Raw genomic sequence first — 17074 nt, forward strand, 5'->3', positions numbered from 1 at the left:
GGAAGTTCGATGACTGAAATGTCTGCTACCGCCTCACGTATAGGGATTTATCCGGGCACCTTTGACCCGGTTACCCAGGGGCATATGGATATTATTCGTCGTGCGACCCGAATTGTGGACAAGCTTATTGTCGGCGTTGCGATCAACGCCGGCAAAGGTCCCATGTTCGGTGTCGACGAACGCTGCACATTGGTTGAAGAGGCTCTTAAGGCTGCGGGTGGCGAGGTTGCTGCCCGTACCTCGGTAAAGCCATTTTCTTCGCTTTTGATGCAGTTTGCTCAGGAAAACGGATCAAGCACGATCCTCCGTGGACTTCGGGCTGTTTCTGACTTTGAATATGAATTCCAGATGGCCGGGATGAATGCCCGGCTGTCCCCGGAAGTTGAAACCGTCTTTTTGATGGCTTCTGAAAAGCAGCAGTTTGTTTCTTCGCGCTTTGTGAAGGAAATTGCCCGTTTGGGGGGCGACGTTACTGAATTCGTCCCCACCAATGTGCTCAATCGCCTGCATCAGAAGCTGGCAGAGGAAAAGGAATAACGCAGGCCATGCGTCTTATTCGTATTTTATCACTATTTGTACTCGCACTAGGAATTGTAACCATGTCCAACGCAAACGACGCCGGTGCGCAGGACCTGGAAAACACGCTTTATCTTGATCTGAAAGATGGCCGCGTTGTAATCCAGCTTCGCCCCGACCTTGCGCCCAATCATGTGGCCCGTATTAAGGAACTGACCCGCGAGGGGTTCTATGATGGACTGGTGTTCCATCGTGTGATCGAAGGGTTCATGGCCCAGACCGGTGATCCCGATGGAAACGGCACCGGGGGCTCCGGCCAGAAACTCGACGCCGAGTTCTCCAAGGGGCACCACAGTCGCGGCACTGTTTCCATGGCCCGTTCGGCCAATCCGGACAGTGCAGACTCACAGTTCTTCATCTGCTTTACCGATGCACCACACCTTGATGGGCAATACACCATCTGGGGGCAGGTGACCGAGGGCATGGAATATGTCGATATGATCAAGAAAGGTGCGCCTTGGGCTAATGGCTCGGTCGCTGATCCTGATCAGATTATCAAAATGCAGGTTGCAGCCGACGCCAGCTAAGCGCGCGACCCGATCAATTACAACCGAAAGCCGTCCCTTTGTGGGGCGGCTTTCGCGTTTTAGGGCCTGAAAGCATAAAAAGCGGGAAAATATGGAAAACAGGTGTTGACCAGCGCCGCCTGTGCCATTAAAACGCGCTTCACCAACACGACGGGCCCGTAGCTCAGTTGGTAGAGCAACTGACTTTTAATCAGTTGGCCACAGGTTCGAATCCTGTCGGGCTCACCAAAAAACCTCTGAAACCTTTTCGGTTTCGGAGGTTTTTTCTTTTCTGAAACTTTTCAATCCTGCCGGGGCCAAGCACCTGTTTACCTTACGGTTTAAGCAGGCGTTTGAAATGTCATTTTGGGGCTGTTTTTTTTGATGGAAAAAAACGCTCGGTTTTCGGAGCTTTTCCGCACCCAGAATGGCAGGCATGCAATTTCCTGCAAAAAGGGGGGTTGACCGATGACGCCAGTCCCATTAAAACGCCGCTCACCAACGTTGAGGGCCCGTAGCTCAGTTGGTAGAGCAACTGACTTTTAATCAGTTGGCCACAGGTTCGAATCCTGTCGGGCTCACCATTTCAAAACCCCTGGAACCAAACGTTCCGGGGGTTTTGCTTATTCGGGATTTGGCCCGCTTTATTTCCACGTCTTTGGTTCTGCTTGTTTTGTTTGTACCGGCAATTGGCCGCGCACGAGGTGCGACGCTGATATGCACGAAAAAGCTGCAAAACTGTTCTGTTGCGATTGCATCGCAATTCTATTTCATGTAAATAATGCAAATCATTTTCACCCGCACCGGAGCAGGGTCTCCGGTGATGATCACATATTTGATCGGAATAGACACATGCCTGAACCCGTAAATCCGCAGGTCACATCCGGTGATGCACAAGGCTCCCCGCAAAGCGCGCTGCAAAACCCGCCGGCGGCGACCGCCGATGTACCCGCGACCGGAACTCTTGCTGCGGACGGAACCGTATTGGTCGACCCAAGTACTGGGCTGCCGGTCGACACCACAGCAACGACCCAGACAAGCTTTCTTGGCGATGGTTTGATGGGGCTGCCGGTGATTGAGCAAGTGGACCGTGCGGGTGTTGTCGGCTGGGTTCTGGCGGCCATGGCCCTGATCGGGTTGGTGGTGTTCTTTTACAAGCTTGTCGGGTTCCTGCGCCGTGGTGTGTTTGCAGACGGTTTCGTTTCTGATGTTGAACGCCACCTGATCAATGGTGATGAGGCCAAAGCCGCCGAACTGATGGCGCGCCGCCGTCATCCTGCGGCACGTATCGGGCTTTCGGGCATGAGCCTTTCGGTTGCGTCCCCGTCCGAGCGTGAAGCGGCATCTGATTTGATTGCTGCCCGCGCACGCAAAGAGGTGGACGGCCTTAGTGGTGGTTTGCGCATCATGTCGACCGTTGCGGTCCTAAGTCCGCTGCTTGGGCTTCTGGGGACGGTGATGGGCATGATCGACGCCTTCCAGAAAATGGAAGGGGCGGGTAGCCGCATTGATCCGTCTATATTGTCTGGCGGTATTTGGTTGGCACTTTTGACCACGGCAATCGGTTTGGTCGTGGCGATCCCGGCAACGGCGTTCCATATGTGGATGCAGGGCGTTATCAGCCGTACAGCAGCCGTTATGGAAGATGTCTGTACCATCGTGGTCAATCGCAACGAATTGTCGCACAAGGCACACGCACCGGCTTCCAACGTCGCAGAGTTGCGTCACGCAGCTGAATAGAAACACATCCTGGAATACGCCCAATGCAATTGCGTGAACGTAATCGCGGTTCTTCGCCGATGATCGGTCTGACGCCGCTGATTGATGTCGTCTTCATCCTGCTGATTTTTTTCATGCTGGCCTCAAGCTTCCTTGACTGGAAGGGCTTTGAGATGTCGGTGGCAATTACGGACGGGAAATCGACCAGTCAAAGCGATGTCCGCCCCGTGACCATCAATGTTGATGCAAACGGCAAGCTATCTCTTAATGGCGAAGCTGTGTCGCTGAGTGCGCTGGCACCGATGCTGGTGCGGGATCACACCAACGCGCCGGTGCGCTTGCGCCCCATCAACGGGGCAAACTTGCAACATCTTGTCGAAGTGATGGATGCGCTGGGCCGGGGTGGCGTTACTGATGTGGATCTTGTCGAATGAAGCGCCGTATTCAGATTGCCGATGACAGTCCGGTTCAGGAACCGATGCTGCCACTGATCAACATCGTGTTCCTGCTGCTGATTTTCTTCATGATTGCAGGCAGCCTGCAAAAGCTAGGGCCCTTTGACGTCAATCCACCAGCAAGCCAGACGGCCGAAAGCCAGCCCGAAGACACCATCGTTCTATGGTTTGGCAAGGCGGGCGAGGTCGGCATTGATGATCACAAAGGCACGCTTGAAAACCTGTCGTCCTTCTTGCCTGTTGATTATATCGGTCGTCCTGTGGAAATCCGCGCTGATCGTGAAACAGATGGCGTAAAGGTCGTCGCATTGCTTAAGCGGTTACAGGAACTTGGCATCGATAAAGTGCAGTTGATGACCGCGATGGAAGCCGAACAGGAATGATATGTCAAAACGCGTAGATTTCCTGATTGCAACCGGGCTGACCGGGCTTGTTCTTGCCGGGGGTGTCGTCTTGGCGATGCCCGATCCGCAGCCGTCTGGCTGGGGCGGGGCGGGGTCTGTTCAAAGTATCAGCATCTCGCTTGGTGCCGGGCAGGCAACAACCGGTGAAACCGAAACCGATCAGCAGGCCGCAGATTCCGTCGAAAGCCGTATGGCCGAAGAACCGGTTGAAGAGGTCGAGCCGGAACCAGAACCGGAACCAGAGCCCGAACCGGTGGTCGAGCCGGAGCCGGAATCAGAACCCGTCGCAGAACCTGAGCCAATTGCCGAACCAGAACCGGTCGTCGAAGAAGTCGTCGAACCTGAACCAGTGCCAGAACCGGAACCCGAACCTGAAATCGTTGAGCCGGTCCCGGAACCCGAACCAGAGCCGATCGTGGTTCAAAAACTTGCCGATGTGCTGCCGGTCCAGATGAAGCCAAAGCCGCCGGTGAAAAAGGTGGAAGCCCCCAAACCGGTCAAAAAGGTCGAGACCCCGAAACCGCAAAAGGCACCGGCACCAACACCACCCGCCGGGGCAACCAATTCCAGCCACTCCGAAGGGACGGTTGGCGAGGTTGCGCAAAGCCAGGCTGCCAGTTCATCAAGCGGCAGTGGTGGTGGGGCCGCTAGCCGGGCCGCCATGGTTGATTACAAATCGTCGGTCGTTCAGATGCTCAACCGCTACCGCGAGTATCCCGAACGGGCAAAGCGCCGCCGGATCGAAGGCCAGAACAGCATCCGTGTTGTGATCGCCAAGGATGGATCGATTGAAGTGTTCGAGATGATTTCAGGCAGCGGATCAAAACTGCTGGATCGGGAAACCCAACGCATGATCGAACGCGTCAAACAGTTCCCCCCCTTTCCCGAGCACATGATCGAGGAACGGATCACGCTGACGATCCCTGTGATCTACAACATTCGTTAATGCGATAAATACCCTATGGCCCCTTGATCGGGGCGACAGGTCTACGTCTAACACTAACACCTGCACGGTAAAACGACGTCAGGCGCAAGGAGGACGTTCCTTGCGCCTGTTTTGGGCTGGTGGTGGGTTTGGGCCGTGCTTAGTCGTTAGATGTCAGACGTTTGACAAAGGCATCAACATCAGCCCGCAACTGTTCAGAATTGCGTTGAAGTGTTTTCGAGACTTCGGACACCTCTGCTGCGACCGAACTGGTTCTGCTGGCCGTCCCGTTGACGGTTTCAAGGCTGGTATTGACATCCCGATTGGCCGAGGAAACTGTATTGATGTTGCCACTGATTTCGGTGGTGGCGGCGGCTTGTTGTTCAACGGCGGCCGAAATAGCGGTTACTGCATCAACAATCGCACCGATTTGACCCGCGACTTCACGGATCGCCGTCACAGCCGCACCGGTGCTTGCCTGAACAGAATCAATTTGTTCGGTGATATCGCCTGTTGCCTTGGCGGTTTGATTGGCAAGATTCTTGACCTCGCTTGCGACCACGGCAAAGCCTTTGCCGGCTTCACCCGCGCGGGCAGCCTCAATCGTCGCATTTAAGGCCAGAAGGTTGGTCTGACTGGCAATTTTATCGATCAGATCAACAACAGTACCAATTTGATCTGCTGCGGTATTAAGGGTTTCGATCGTATCGGACGTCGATTTGACCGATGCTTCCACCTCGTTTGAGATGGTCGATGCGCGTGAAATCTGACTGGATATTTCACGGATGGAGCTATCAAGTTCTTCTGCCGCCCCGGCAACGGTCGTGGCATTATCAGCCGATATTTCCGCGGCACCGCGTGCCTTTTCAACTTCGGACTGGGTTTCATTCATGCTGGCAAGAAGCGTGTTTGACGCATGCGACATTTCGTCAGCAGATGTCGCAACCGCGGAAACGACGGTGCCAATGGTTGTTTCAAACTCGGTCGACATGTCATGAAGTTTGCGGTTGTAGGTATTCTGAGTTTCCTCGTAATAGACGGTGATGGCCATTTCCACATCAACCAGCAAGGCATTGGTCGCCGCAACCACCATCACGGATACATCTGCATCCTTGCGGAAATGCTTCAACAGCAGGGAGGTAATTTCACCAAGCATGAAATTATAGGCCGAGACATAGGACTCAGGCGTCAGACCAATGCGTTCATGGGCTTTGCCAATACGCCGGACATCTTCATAGAACGAATCATCAAATGTGCCCTCAAACAGCTTTCCCCAATGTTTGCGCTGCGCATTCTTTAAGCTGTCGATGTTCGATGGGTCTCCAATGATCTTGGCCAGGTCCGGGCGTCCCATGACCTTTTGGTAAAACACATCCAGAATTGGCGCGATGTTCTTATCAATGACCGGCCACGCTTTTTTAAGCAATTTGGCCTTTGTGTCGTTGAAATCAATAAATTCAAGGCGACGTCGAATTTCCGGATGCATGTATTGTCCCCCAAGGCGCTAAAATGCGCTCTATGTGATTGGATATCCCTCTGTAATTCTAGGTTGGGTACTGAGCTCCATTGTGAACTATGCGTTGGTATGGTTTCTCGCCTTCCGTTAGAATAGTTTTACCTTTGCTAGGCGTTTTAAACGTAAAAACGGGCTGAAATTTTTCCCAAAACCCGACCTGCCGCGTCGTGTGTCTGATGGTTTCATTCACATAGATCGCAAAGGTGCGAACATGCCAATTAATCCCGATCAATTACGTACCCTCGTTGTCCGGCCGGTTCTTGCCGCGCTGGATTTGTCTGCTCCGGATGTGGCTGAAAATTTGATCATGGGGACTGCTGCCCATGAAAGTCATCTGGGCGATTTCATCAAGCAAGTCGGCGGCGGCCCGGCCATGGGCATTTATCAGATGGAGCCCGCCACGCTAAATGATTGCTATGAAAACTATCTCGATTATTCCAGCCGGGCGGCGTTAAAGGCAAAGGTCGATGCGTATCTTGCCGTCAGTCCGGCTGTGGCGTCCTCAACCGGTTCGGGTGATCAACCGGATAAGGCGAGCCAGCTTGCGACCAATCTGGCCTATGCAACGGCGATGTGTCGTATTCGCTATTACCGCGCCCCCGCAGCAATGCCGTCTGATCCAAACGATATCAATGCACTCGCGGCTTATTGGAAGCAGTATTACAACACACCGCTTGGTGCCGGAACGCCCGAACAGTTCGTTGCCGACTATCAACGCTATATCGGGTAGGGGGCCTAAGCCCTGCTTTCCGTAACGTCGATGAAAAAATAATTCACCGATTTTGCAAAAATAGTGGAAACCCACGTCTGTTTTAGCCAAAATCCCCCAACGAACGTCGGTGGTCGCGCAAAAAACCACCAAATTATAAGAATTTAAGGGGATTCCAATGAAACGTCGTCAGTTCCTTAAAGGGGCCAGTATCGGTGTCGGTGCGGTTGCCGCATCCGTTGCCGCACCGGCAGTTGTTTCTGCGCAGGAAAGCCTGAATTGGCGTATGGTGATGCCATGGCCAAAGGGTACACCGGGCCTTGGCACCAATGCAGAAAAATTCGCCGCCATGGTTAAGGAAATGTCAGGTGGCCGTTTGAACATCTCCGTCTTTGGTGGTGGTGAAATCGTCCCGCCGTTCGAATGCATGGATGCGGTTGAGCAAGGCGTGGTCGAAATGGCCCACGGCACCCCGTATTACTGGCAGGGTAAAAATCCGGCACTGAACTTTTTCTCGACCATTCCGTTTGGTCTGACCGCGTGGGAATTGTCTAGTTGGCTGCGCTTTGGCGACGGACAGAAATTGTGGGAAGAAGCCTACGACGAATTCAATGTTGTTCCGTTCTATGCCGGCAACTCGGGCATGCAGGCCGGTGGCTGGTTCAACAAGGAAATCAATTCGCTTGAGGACCTTAAGGGCCTTAAAATGCGCTATGCCGGTTTGGGTGGTGAAGCCATGCGCCGTGTCGGTGCAAACGTGACCATGATCCCGCCGGGCGAAATTATGCCTGCGATGCAAAGTGGCGCGATTGACGCAGCCGAGTGGGTTGGTCCATGGAACGATCTGGCGTTTGGCCTGTATCAGGTTGCCAAATACTACTATACCCCGGCCTTCCACGAACCCGGACCCGGGCTTGAGATTTTCATCTCCAAGGACAAGTTCAACAGCCTGACACCTGATATGCAGGCGATCATTCGCTATGCCGCACAGGCGATTGCTGAAAACACCCTTGCCGACTTTACCTTCAATAACCTGCAGTCCTATCAGCCGTTGATCGACAAGGGTGTTGAAGTCCGTCAGTTCCCTGATGAAGTCATCATGGCGCTGGCCGAACAGTCCAAGGCCGCTGTTGATGAAATTGCTGCCAAGGATGAATTGTCTGGCCGTATTGCCGCAAGCTATCTTGATCTGGTCAAGAAGGGCGCACGCTACGGCAAGGAGTTTGAGGCCACCGGTCTTCTGCACCGCGCGAAAGTCTGGGGCTTCTAAGCCCAGAAAACGCATCGTACGGACCACACATTGGGGACGTTTAAGTCCCGTCAGACAAAGGGGCGGCCATGTGGTCGCCCCTTTCGCATGGAAACCGCAGGGTGAATTTGGGGGGGGTAACATAAATGCCATGCAAGGCGCGTGATGCAGCATCCCGCAAAGATGAATTGTTGGGGGCGGCAAAAACCGTAACTTTGGCTGCATGTAAGGTTACGAAATTACCTTCGTGATCGTTTAACGCAAAAATTTGCCAATAAAAGATTGGGAGCCCCACAATGAAACGTCGTCAGTTTCTGAGCGGTGCTGGTGTTGCCGCAGGCGCGTTTGCCGCGACAGCCGCCGCACCAGCCATCGTCAAAGCCGAAGAAACCATCAATTGGCGCATGGTGATGCCATGGCCCAAAGGCACACCGGGCCTTGGTGCCAATGGTGAACTGTTTGCACAGCGTGTGAACAAAATGTCCGGTGGTCGTCTGAACATCACCGTTTATGGTGCGGGTGAACTGGTTCCGGCCCTTGAATGCATGGATGCGGTTGAGCAGGGCGTTGCTGACCTTGCACACGCCACTCCGTATTACTGGTTTGGCAAGGACCCGGCAGTTTCGTTCTTTACCACCATTCCGTTTGGCCTGATGGGCTGGGAACTTTCCGGCTGGCTGCGCTTTGGCGGTGGTCAGGAACTTTGGGATGAACTTTACGCCCAGTTCAACGCCAAGCCGTTCCTTGCGGGCAACACGGGCCTTCAGGCCGGTGGCTGGTTCAATAAGGAAATCAACAGCGTTGATGACCTTCAGGGCCTTAAAGTCCGTTATGCCGGTATCGGTGGCGAAGCCATGCGCCGTCTCGGTGCAAATCCGACCCTGCTTCCGGCTTCCGACATCCTGCCAAGCTTGCAGTCCGGTGCGATTGATGCCGCTGAATGGGTCGGCCCTTGGAACGATTACGCGTTCGGGTTGGCAAGTGTCGCCAAATATTACTACACCCCCGCATTCGCTGAACCGGGTTCGGGCATTGAAGTCTTTATCAACAAGGACAAACTTGCCGAGCTGCCAGAAGATTTACGCGAAATCGTTGCGGTTGCCGCACAGGCCAACACCGATCAGACCCTTGCCGACTTTGCGTTCAATAACGTTCAGTCCTATCAGGCGATCCTTGATAAGGGGACGGAAATCCGTCACTTCAACGACGATCTGATCCTTGCCTTTGCCGATGCGTCCAAGGCCGCTGTCGAAGAAATCGCGAACAAGAACGACCTGAATGGTCGTATCTATGCGTCGATGATGGATTTTGCCAAAAAAGCCGCACCGTATGGTAAGGAATTCGAGGCAACCGCATTGCTACAGCGTGCAAAAGTCTTCGCCCGCTGATCTATCAGGACGGTCCAGTTCATGCAAAATGCCGGCCCATTGCGGCCGGCATTTTTGTTTGGGTTATTGGCGGATCGCTGTCGTCTGGAATAAGGCCTTAGTCCGCTTGGGGTGCGCCCAGTGGGAAAAGATGGCGGTAAGGGCGGGCTTCTTCGATACAACGTGCAAAGGATGGGCGGACCATCAGACGATTACGATAGGCATGGATATGCCCGAACTTTGGATCAATCGGGTGCGTCCAGTGCGCGTAAAACAATGCCGGACCCGCTGCACAATCGGCCATGCTGAAATCATCCCCAATCGCCCATGTACGGTCAGCCATTTTGGTATCGAGCCACTCGTAAGATGTTTCAAGCAGTTCTTTGGCCTTGGCAACGCCGTAAGCATCGCGATCCTGTTGGTCGCGCAGGACGTCAAACACCACCGTCATTTGCGGGGTGGAAATGTAATTGTCAAAAAATCGATCCATGAACCGGGACTCAAGCGCCGACTGGCTGTCTTGTGGAACCAACCGGACATCACGGTGATAATGTTGGTCGATATGTTCAATGATAATGCTGCTTTCGATGACCGGGCGGCCCTGATCGACAATGACCGGCATACGCTTTATCGGCCAGATTTCCGAAAATTCATCAAGAGCACTGGACCCTTCGAAATCAATCTGGCGTAACTCATATGCCAGGTCGTGCTCATAAAAGGCGATCAGGACCTTTTTGCAATAAGCGGAAAAAGGGTGTCCATAAAACGTGATCGACATTCGCGCCTCCCTAAGGATTGGGTCCAACTGATTGCAATATGCAACTTGTTGTGTTTTAGCAAAACCAATCCTATTTTGCAATCAGTATGAAAAAGGATACCTGCAAATGGATCAACATCGTTCGGGATGTCCGATCAACCTGACATTGGAAATACTTGGTGATGGCTGGAGCCTGATCGTCATTCGCGATGTGATGTTTGGCAACCGTCGCCATTTTCGGGAGTTACTTGGCCAATCAGAAGAAGGCATAGCGTCAAACATTCTGTCGGCCCGGCTTAAACGACTGCTGGCCGAAGGTTTGCTTGTTAAACACCCCGATCCAACCCATCGACAAAAATCGATCTATAGCCTGACCGAAGCCGCCATTCAGCTCGTCCCGCTTCTGGTGCAAATGGGGGCGTGGGGGCGGCGTCACACACCGGTATCACGGGAGTTGTCGATCCGCGCCCAGTTGCTCGAAGAAGGTGGGCCGCAAATGTGGGCCGATTTTATGGATGAGCTGCGCCACATCCATCTGGGCGCACCGGCACCGGAAAAATCGGTTCTGGCGGAGTTACAGGACGCCTATCTGCGCGTGGTGGCCGGGCAAACCGACGTAGGCACGACATAAAACGAAGTGCCCGGGCTTTTGTCCTTAATGGATGGTCGGGGACCCCGGTGCCGCGGGCAGGTCAAAGGTAAAGCTATCCTGATCTTTCAGGTCCTCATTCGCCGCCCGTTTGACCAGTTCAGCCGCCAGCACAAGCGATGTCTCAATTGTCCATTTAAGCTGCTCGACCGCGGGTTCATTCCCGGCATTCAATGCTTCGGGCAGGATGCGTTCCTGAAGGAATTTGGCTACACCAGCAAAGGCGCGCGCGGCACTTTCGCAATTGTCGCGTTCAACCATGAAACGGCCAGACTGCTCGATTGCATCGGCAATCCCGGCCAGATGGCCCATCATGATGCGAATTTCCCGGTCTTCGGTTTCAGTTTTCTTCGCGACAAAGCGCAAAATACCAGCGTAAAATCCGTAATCGGAAGCCATTTAAACAACTCTCTTAGGTCTTTGGTCGCAATGAGATTTGGGTCGTTTTAGACAATATGTCAGTCGTGGTATAGTCCCGATAACAGATAATTATAACTGCCTGAATTGGCAGCCAGATTACAGATACTTATACAGGGCCATTCACGGATGCTTCAGGGCGGACTGATCTTTATTGTTGCCATGGCCTATATCGGGCTTCTGTTCGCCATTGCCCATTATGGCGACAAATATGCCGATAAATGGCGGGCGTCGAAGCTTAAGCCGACCATCTATGCGCTTTCCATGGCGGTCTATTGCACCAGTTGGACGTTCTTTGGCTCGGTCGGGACGGCCGCAACACGCGGCTGGGCGTTCCTGCCGATTTATATCGGGCCATTGGTGATCATGATTTTCGGTTTTGGCATCATGACCAAAATCGCCACGGTCTGCCGCGAACAAAACATCACCTCGATTGCTGATTTTCTGGGATCGCGCTATGGCAAAAGCCAAAGTCTGGCTGCCCTTGTCGCGGTGATCGCGGTGGTGGGGGTGCTTGCCTATATCTCGCTTCAGCTCAAAGCCGTGTCTTTGTCGTTCGATGTTTTGATTGGTCAGTTGGGCGAACAAGTCGTCAGCCATTCGGCATCGGACTTTTCCAAGGACACCGCGTTTTACGTCACGATTTTGATGGCGGTTTTTGCCATCCTGTTTGGCGTGCGCTACATCCACGCATCCGAACATCATGACGGCTTGATCCTGGCGGTGGCCTTCGAAAGCATTGTCAAACTGGTCGCCCTTTTGCTGGTTGGTGTATTTGTCGTTTATGGCCTGTTCGATGGATTTGGCGACATGAATGCGCGCGCCATTGCCGATCCGACCGTGCGCCAAATATTTAAGCCCGATACGTGGCTAACCTCGCATTTCTTTATTTCAACGCTTCTGGCGGCCTTTGCGATTTTCTGTCTGCCGCGTCAGTTCCATGTGACCTTTGTGGAAAACGACGACAGCCGCAACCTGACCAGCGCGCGCTGGCTGTTTCCCGCCTATCTGATTGCGATCAATATCTTTGTTGTGCCAATTGCGGTGGCCGGGCTGTTCCTGTTTCGTGGTGATCCGACGGTCAACCCCGATACATTCGTTCTGACCTTACCCTTGTTGGCCGGGCAAAACTGGTTGGCGGTTTTGGCCTTTATCGGTGGGTTGTCGGCCAGTACGGGGATGGTGATTGTTTCATGCGTCGCGGTATCGACAATGGTCTGTAACGATCTGGTCATGCCGCTTTTGCTGCGCTCGGAAAAACTGCAAAACCGCATGTCGGGCGATGTCAGTCAGGTGTTGCTCAAAGTTCGCCGGGCGGCGGTGATTGTATTGTTGTTTCTGGCCTATGGGTTTTACCGGTTTCTGTCGGAAAAATATGCGCTGGCCGATATCGGCATGCTGTCCTTTGCCGCGATGGCGCAATTTGCCCCGGCGGTTTTGGCTGCGATCTATCTGAAATCAATCAACCGGACCGGGGTGCGCCTTGGTCTGGCGTGGGGGTTCATTCTATGGGCCTATACGCTGCTTCTGCCGGGCTTTGTTCAGGGTGGGCTTTTGCCAGTATCGATTCTGACCGACGGGCCGTTTGGCATCGGAATTTTGCGGCCGCAGGCCTTGCTGGGTGTCGGGATCGAAGATCCGCTGACCCATGGGGTGGTCTGGTCGCTGGGGCTGAACTTCGTTTTGATGTTTGTTGGCTCGGCTGTCGGCGTGCAGGGGGTGACCCAACGCCGTCAGGCCCAACGATTTGTCGATGTCTGGCGCAAAGACACCCGTGCGCGCACCGATACATGGCCGGGCAGGGTGACGCTGGGCGATCTTGAAGACCTCGCCGCGCGGTTCTTGGGCAAACACTGGGCGCAGCGTGCCTTTCGCAATTACCTGCAACAACGCGAAGGTGCGGCCAAGCGGTCCGACATTGCCGATGTTGATGCCGCAAACTTTACCGAACATTTGCTGTCTGGCGCGGTTGGTGCCGCATCATCACGCGTGGTGATGGCGTTGCTGTTGCCCGACAAGGCCGTGTCGCGCCGCGATGCGATGGAATTGCTTGATGAGGCGTCCGAGGCGATCAAATTCAACCGCGACCTTTTGCTCAACACGCTGGAAAACATTTCCCAAGGGGTCGGGGTGTTTGATCAAAACCTGCGTCTGGCAACCTGGAATCATCGCTTCATTGATCTTCTCGGCCTTGCCACCAGCGACATTCAGGTCACCTTACCCCTGTCTGAATTGGTCGCGATTTGCCGTGAAAACACTGTGCGCGCGGTTGATATTGATATTATTCTCGGCCGCAACGCCGCCCCGCAAATGCGCCGGTTGCCCCATACCTATGAACGCAAACGGTCCGACGGCATGGTGCTTGAAATCCGCACCAACCCGATGCCCGATGGCGGCTTTGTTGCCACCATTGCCGACATCACCGCGCGCGTGCGCACCGAAGAAGCCTTGCGCGAAAGCGAACGTAATATTCGCATTTACACCGATAATATTCCGGTGATGATCGCCTATGCCGATAAAAATCAGCGTCTTCGCTTTACCAACCGCCCCTATGAAAAGATGTTTGGCCTGCGTCGGGTTGAGGCGCATGGCATGGCCGTCCGCGAAGCGGTGGGCGAGGAACGCTATGTCCATCTTGCCCCGATGATTGCGCTCGTGCTTGAAGGATACCGCCAAAGCTTTGAAATCGAATTCCCGGCGATCACGCGCAACCGCAATGACGAACGCGGTATTCTCGGCGTGCGCGAAGGCCGCTATGCCGAAGGCACCTATATCCCGCACTTTGACGAAACCGGCCAAGTGCTGGGCTATTTCTGCATCTATCACGACATCACCGAACGCAAGACCGCCGAGCAGGCGCTCAAAGAAGCCAACGAAGGGCTCGAAGCCCGGGTGACAGAACGCACCCACGCGCTGGAAGTCCTTAATTCCGAATTGTCGGTCGCCAAGGAACAGGCCGAAACCGCCAACGATACCAAAACACGCTTCTTTGCCGCCGCCAGCCACGACCTTCTGCAACCACTCAACGCGGCCCGCCTGTTCACCGTCGCCCTTGGCGGTAAGCATGGTCTGGCTGAGGATGTGTTTGATCTGGTTGGTAAGGTTGACCTGTCGCTTAAGGGGGTTGAAGAACTGCTCAACGAGCTTCTTGATATCTGCAAACTTGATGCGGGTGCGATGAAGCCAACCATTCGCGACTTTGCGCTGGGTGATGTTTTGGGCGCGCTTGAAACCGAATTTGGCCCGGTCGCCGAACACGCGGGGCTTAGCTTTAAGGTCCATAAACGCGATCTTTGGGTCAGAAGTGACTCACGCCTGCTGCGCCGTATCCTGCAAAACTTCATTTCCAACGCCATGCGCTATACCCGAAATGGCGGGGCGGTGGTCGGGTGCCGTGTGCGCGGTGATCATGTGCGGGTGGAGGTTTGGGACAGCGGGCCGGGCATCCCCGAAGACAAACTGAAAATCATCTTCCGCGAATTCCATCGCCTTGAAGGCCCCGAAACCACCGATGTAAAGGGCCTTGGTCTTGGCCTCGCCATTGTCGAGCGCCTTGGCCGGTCCCTTGATCACGCCGTCTCGGTGCGATCCCGCCCCGGACGCGGCACGGTGTTTTCCGTCGATGTGCCACTGGGTATTGCCGCCCCACAAACCGCAACCAAGCCCAAACGCCGCATGGCGGGGGAACTGGGCGGCCTGCGCGTGCTCTGTATCGATAACGAACCCGATATCTTGGATGGTATGCGTGCCATGCTCGAAAACTGGGATTGCGTCGTGGCAACGGCGCGCTCTGGCGCGGTTGCCGAAGAAATGCTGACCAAGGACGGCGGAGACAGCAGACTAGCCTTCGCACCCGACATCATCCTTGCCGACTATCACCTTGATTCCGGCCAGACCGGCCTCGACTGCCTGATCAAACTGCGCGATGTTCACGGTATTAACGTACCGGGTGTGCTCATCACCGCCGACCGCGCTACTGAAACCAGCGACCTGATAAGAGAGCAGGGTTTCTCCCTGCTTAACAAACCGTTGAGACCTGCTAAGCTGCGGGCATTGATGACGCGGGCACTTAATCGACTTGGTTCTGATGCTGCGGAGTGATTTTAGATGGAAGCTTTTGATGAACAATCACACAAAGCTCAAGAATTACTGGATTGAGACACTAACTGAGTGGCGTCACTATTTTTCAAATCGAGGGAAGCCGGAAAGAGAGAAATACTGTGTCGATCGGTTCTTAGAGATCTTTGATATTCCGCATGATTGCAAAGATTTTATCGCTCCTGAGCAAGGATCAGTTATTGACGTTCAATGGAACGATCTTAGGTTTCAGGTAAAGGAAATCACTGACCTGAGTGTTAATCGCGGCGAGTTCAAAGAAATTCTCAGGAAGGTCAAAAAGTCGGAAGATATTGAAGATTTGGGCAGATTTCTTGTCGGTCAATCTAGAGATGTGCCTTCAGTGGCCTCAATGTATGATTTGGTTTCTAAGGAATCTGCCATCCTGTCTAAAGAAAAACGGTATGTTTCTACGAAATCGGAACTTGACCTTTTGTTTTATGTGACACGATCACATTGCTCTTTGTTGCAACCAGATGAGGCTCAAAGAAACGTGCTCGATAGCTTGGGGTGGCGTTCAATCTCTGTTGTAAACGAAAAGCAAGCTGTTGTGCTCAGCGCATTGGATAACGCTCCGGATTTGATTCGGAAAAGAAAGGGGCAGATTTATGCTGCTTAAGCACCTTCCCGAACCGGCTGGATCAGAATATCTGCCGGGATATTCCACGCTTCATTGAGCTTCCGAATTTGAGTAAGCGACAGACTTGTCTTGTGATTGAGGAATTCTGAGGCGCGGGAGCGACTGCCCAGCAGTTTGCCGAGTTCCGCACGTTCCAACCCATTTTACTCCATATAAAACAGTACGGCCTCGACCGTATCCGGTGCGGCTATCGGGACTTTCTGTGCTTCATACTGATCAATCAGGATGCCAAGGATTTCAAGCTGATCGGCCTCTGGCGTGCCGGGTTTGGCACCCCACAGGCTTTCAAGATGTTCTATTGCCGCTTCATGGTCGGTTTCGGTCTTAATCGGTTTAAGGGCGTAGGTCGGTTGCATTGCACGGGTTCCTTTGATCGAACCTAGAATACCATGTTGCAATGGACGTTAATAATACTGTTCTATCGTTCAGTAAGGGCGAGCTTCGCACCCATCGCAATGAAAGCACCGGCAAACCCCTTGCCCAACCATTGCATCACATTGGGCCGTTCGATGATGTGGTGTCGTACAGCACCAGCAAAGCACCCATACCCCACAAACACCGCAAACGTCATCGCCATGAAGATCAGGCCAAGGATCGTCATTTCGCCAGTCGTATCAAGCGTGTTAGCGCTAACAAATTGCGGTAGGAAGGCGAGGAAGAAAACCGACAGTTTGGGATTGAGCAGGTTAAGCAATATCCCGTCTCGGATAATTTTGATGATGCTGGCCGGACTATCATGGGCGGTGACTTTCATCGCGCCCGTGCCATGCCACATCCCCCACGCCATATAAAGCAACCACGCCACCCCAAGATAGCGCACGACCTCAAACGCAACTGCACTGGCATGAAGCAAAGCCGAAAGGCCAAGGATGCAGGCGGCCATATGCGGCACAATGCCAAGCGTGCAGCCAAAAGCCGCCCAGATGCTGGCTTTTGTGCCGCGCCCCAATCCAAGCGCAAGGGTATAAATCACCCCGGTTCCCGGCAGTAAAACAACAATCAGCGATGTCAGAAGATATTCAAGGGTGATCATGGCGGTTCCGTTCAATTGGCTGTGCTTATCGCCAAA

The 17074-nt window shown here is 53.7% G+C and carries 19 protein-coding genes and 2 tRNA genes; 14 read left to right on the forward strand and 7 right to left on the reverse strand.

Features of this window, described 5'->3' with window-relative positions; all coding sequences use genetic code 11:
* Window positions 1-9: 9 nt before the first annotated feature.
* From coaD to K355_RS0118120, 3 genes are all read left to right on the forward strand, one after another.
* Window positions 10-537, forward strand: coding sequence for a pantetheine-phosphate adenylyltransferase (coaD, locus tag K355_RS0118110; protein WP_022733575.1), 528 nt, complete (start codon window positions 10-12; stop codon window positions 535-537).
* 62 nt (window positions 538-599) lie between these two features.
* On the forward strand, window positions 600-1103 hold the full coding sequence (locus tag K355_RS0118115) for a peptidylprolyl isomerase (RefSeq protein WP_022733576.1): 504 nt from the start codon (window positions 600-602) through the stop codon (window positions 1101-1103).
* A gap of 152 nt (window positions 1104-1255) precedes the next feature.
* Window positions 1256-1331: transfer RNA gene (locus tag K355_RS0118120), tRNA-Lys, on the forward strand.
* Here the strand turns inward: K355_RS0118120 and K355_RS25680 are convergent.
* On the reverse strand, window positions 1326-1520 hold the full coding sequence (locus tag K355_RS25680) for a hypothetical protein (RefSeq protein WP_028791734.1): 195 nt from the start codon (window positions 1518-1520) through the stop codon (window positions 1326-1328). The two genes, K355_RS0118120 and K355_RS25680, sit on opposite strands and share 6 nt — an antisense overlap.
* A 70-nt stretch (window positions 1521-1590) precedes the next feature.
* Between K355_RS25680 and K355_RS0118130 the strand changes: the two genes are divergently transcribed.
* The 5 genes from K355_RS0118130 to K355_RS0118150 all read left to right on the forward strand — a co-directional run bounded on the left by K355_RS0118130 (window position 1591) and on the right by K355_RS0118150 (window position 4606).
* Window positions 1591-1666: transfer RNA gene (locus K355_RS0118130), tRNA-Lys, on the forward strand.
* Between the two features lie 268 nt (window positions 1667-1934).
* Window positions 1935-2822, forward strand: a complete 888-nt coding sequence (locus K355_RS0118135) for a MotA/TolQ/ExbB proton channel family protein (protein ID WP_022733577.1) — start codon at window positions 1935-1937, stop codon at window positions 2820-2822.
* 23 nt (window positions 2823-2845) lie between these two features.
* Window positions 2846-3235, forward strand: a complete 390-nt coding sequence (locus tag K355_RS0118140) for an ExbD/TolR family protein (RefSeq protein WP_022733578.1) — start codon at window positions 2846-2848, stop codon at window positions 3233-3235.
* Window positions 3232-3639, forward strand: coding sequence for an ExbD/TolR family protein (locus K355_RS0118145; RefSeq protein ID WP_022733579.1), 408 nt, complete (start codon window positions 3232-3234; stop codon window positions 3637-3639). Before K355_RS0118140 ends, K355_RS0118145 begins: the two co-directional genes overlap by 4 nt.
* A gap of 1 nt (window position 3640) precedes the next feature.
* Window positions 3641-4606 carry an energy transducer TonB gene (locus tag K355_RS0118150; protein ID WP_022733580.1) on the forward strand — a complete coding sequence of 322 codons (966 nt, stop codon included), beginning with the start codon at window positions 3641-3643 and terminating at the stop codon, window positions 4604-4606.
* A gap of 139 nt (window positions 4607-4745) precedes the next feature.
* On the opposite strand, the gene K355_RS0118155 is transcribed toward K355_RS0118150, so the two are convergent.
* Window positions 4746-6071 carry a globin-coupled sensor protein gene (locus K355_RS0118155; protein ID WP_022733581.1) on the reverse strand — a complete coding sequence of 442 codons (1326 nt, stop codon included), beginning with the start codon at window positions 6069-6071 and terminating at the stop codon, window positions 4746-4748.
* A gap of 241 nt (window positions 6072-6312) precedes the next feature.
* Between K355_RS0118155 and K355_RS0118160 the strand changes: the two genes are divergently transcribed.
* From K355_RS0118160 to K355_RS0118170, 3 genes are all read left to right on the forward strand, one after another.
* Window positions 6313-6831 carry a hypothetical protein gene (locus K355_RS0118160; RefSeq protein WP_022733582.1) on the forward strand — a complete coding sequence of 173 codons (519 nt, stop codon included), beginning with the start codon at window positions 6313-6315 and terminating at the stop codon, window positions 6829-6831.
* 157 nt (window positions 6832-6988) lie between these two features.
* Window positions 6989-8080, forward strand: a complete 1092-nt coding sequence (locus K355_RS0118165) for a TRAP transporter substrate-binding protein (protein WP_022733583.1) — start codon at window positions 6989-6991, stop codon at window positions 8078-8080.
* A gap of 275 nt (window positions 8081-8355) precedes the next feature.
* Window positions 8356-9447, forward strand: a complete 1092-nt coding sequence (locus K355_RS0118170; RefSeq protein ID WP_022733584.1) for a TRAP transporter substrate-binding protein — start codon at window positions 8356-8358, stop codon at window positions 9445-9447.
* Window positions 9448-9544: 97 nt separating this feature from the next.
* On the opposite strand, the gene K355_RS0118175 is transcribed toward K355_RS0118170, so the two are convergent.
* Window positions 9545-10204, reverse strand: coding sequence for a glutathione S-transferase family protein (locus K355_RS0118175; protein ID WP_022733585.1), 660 nt, complete (start codon window positions 10202-10204; stop codon window positions 9545-9547).
* Between the two features lie 106 nt (window positions 10205-10310).
* Here K355_RS0118175 and K355_RS0118180 point away from each other — a divergent pair, with 106 nt between their 5' ends.
* The gene (locus K355_RS0118180) at window positions 10311-10814 is read left to right on the forward strand and encodes a winged helix-turn-helix transcriptional regulator (RefSeq protein WP_022733586.1); all 504 of its coding nucleotides are present in this window, start codon (window positions 10311-10313) and stop codon (window positions 10812-10814) included.
* Between the two features lie 24 nt (window positions 10815-10838).
* Here K355_RS0118180 and K355_RS0118185 read toward each other — a convergent pair whose 3' ends face one another.
* Complete coding sequence (locus K355_RS0118185) at window positions 10839-11231, reverse strand: hypothetical protein (RefSeq protein ID WP_022733587.1); 393 nt, start codon at window positions 11229-11231, stop codon at window positions 10839-10841.
* A 147-nt stretch (window positions 11232-11378) separates the two neighbouring features.
* Between K355_RS0118185 and K355_RS0118190 the strand changes: the two genes are divergently transcribed.
* On the forward strand, window positions 11379-15350 hold the full coding sequence (locus tag K355_RS0118190) for a hybrid sensor histidine kinase/response regulator (RefSeq protein ID WP_022733588.1): 3972 nt from the start codon (window positions 11379-11381) through the stop codon (window positions 15348-15350).
* A 19-nt stretch (window positions 15351-15369) separates the two neighbouring features.
* A complete protein-coding gene (locus K355_RS0118195) occupies window positions 15370-15984 on the forward strand; it encodes a DUF1780 domain-containing protein (RefSeq protein ID WP_022733589.1) in 615 nt (204 codons plus the stop codon).
* Here the strand turns inward: K355_RS0118195 and K355_RS25950 are convergent.
* The 3 genes from K355_RS25950 to K355_RS0118205 form a co-directional block, all read right to left on the reverse strand.
* Entirely contained in the window at window positions 15981-16142 is a 162-nt protein-coding gene (locus K355_RS25950; RefSeq protein ID WP_211219042.1) for a hypothetical protein, read from the reverse strand. The genes K355_RS0118195 and K355_RS25950 overlap by 4 nt on opposite strands.
* 6 nt (window positions 16143-16148) lie before the next feature.
* Window positions 16149-16361, reverse strand: a complete 213-nt coding sequence (locus tag K355_RS25955; protein ID WP_211219043.1) for a helix-turn-helix domain-containing protein — start codon at window positions 16359-16361, stop codon at window positions 16149-16151.
* A 62-nt stretch (window positions 16362-16423) separates the two neighbouring features.
* On the reverse strand, window positions 16424-17038 hold the full coding sequence (locus K355_RS0118205) for a LysE family translocator (RefSeq protein ID WP_022733590.1): 615 nt from the start codon (window positions 17036-17038) through the stop codon (window positions 16424-16426).
* Between the last annotated feature and the right edge of the window lie 36 nt (window positions 17039-17074).

Source organism: Thalassospira lucentensis MCCC 1A00383 = DSM 14000 (assembly GCF_000421265.1).
In the GTDB taxonomy this organism is placed as follows: domain Bacteria; phylum Pseudomonadota; class Alphaproteobacteria; order Rhodospirillales; family Thalassospiraceae; genus Thalassospira; species Thalassospira lucentensis.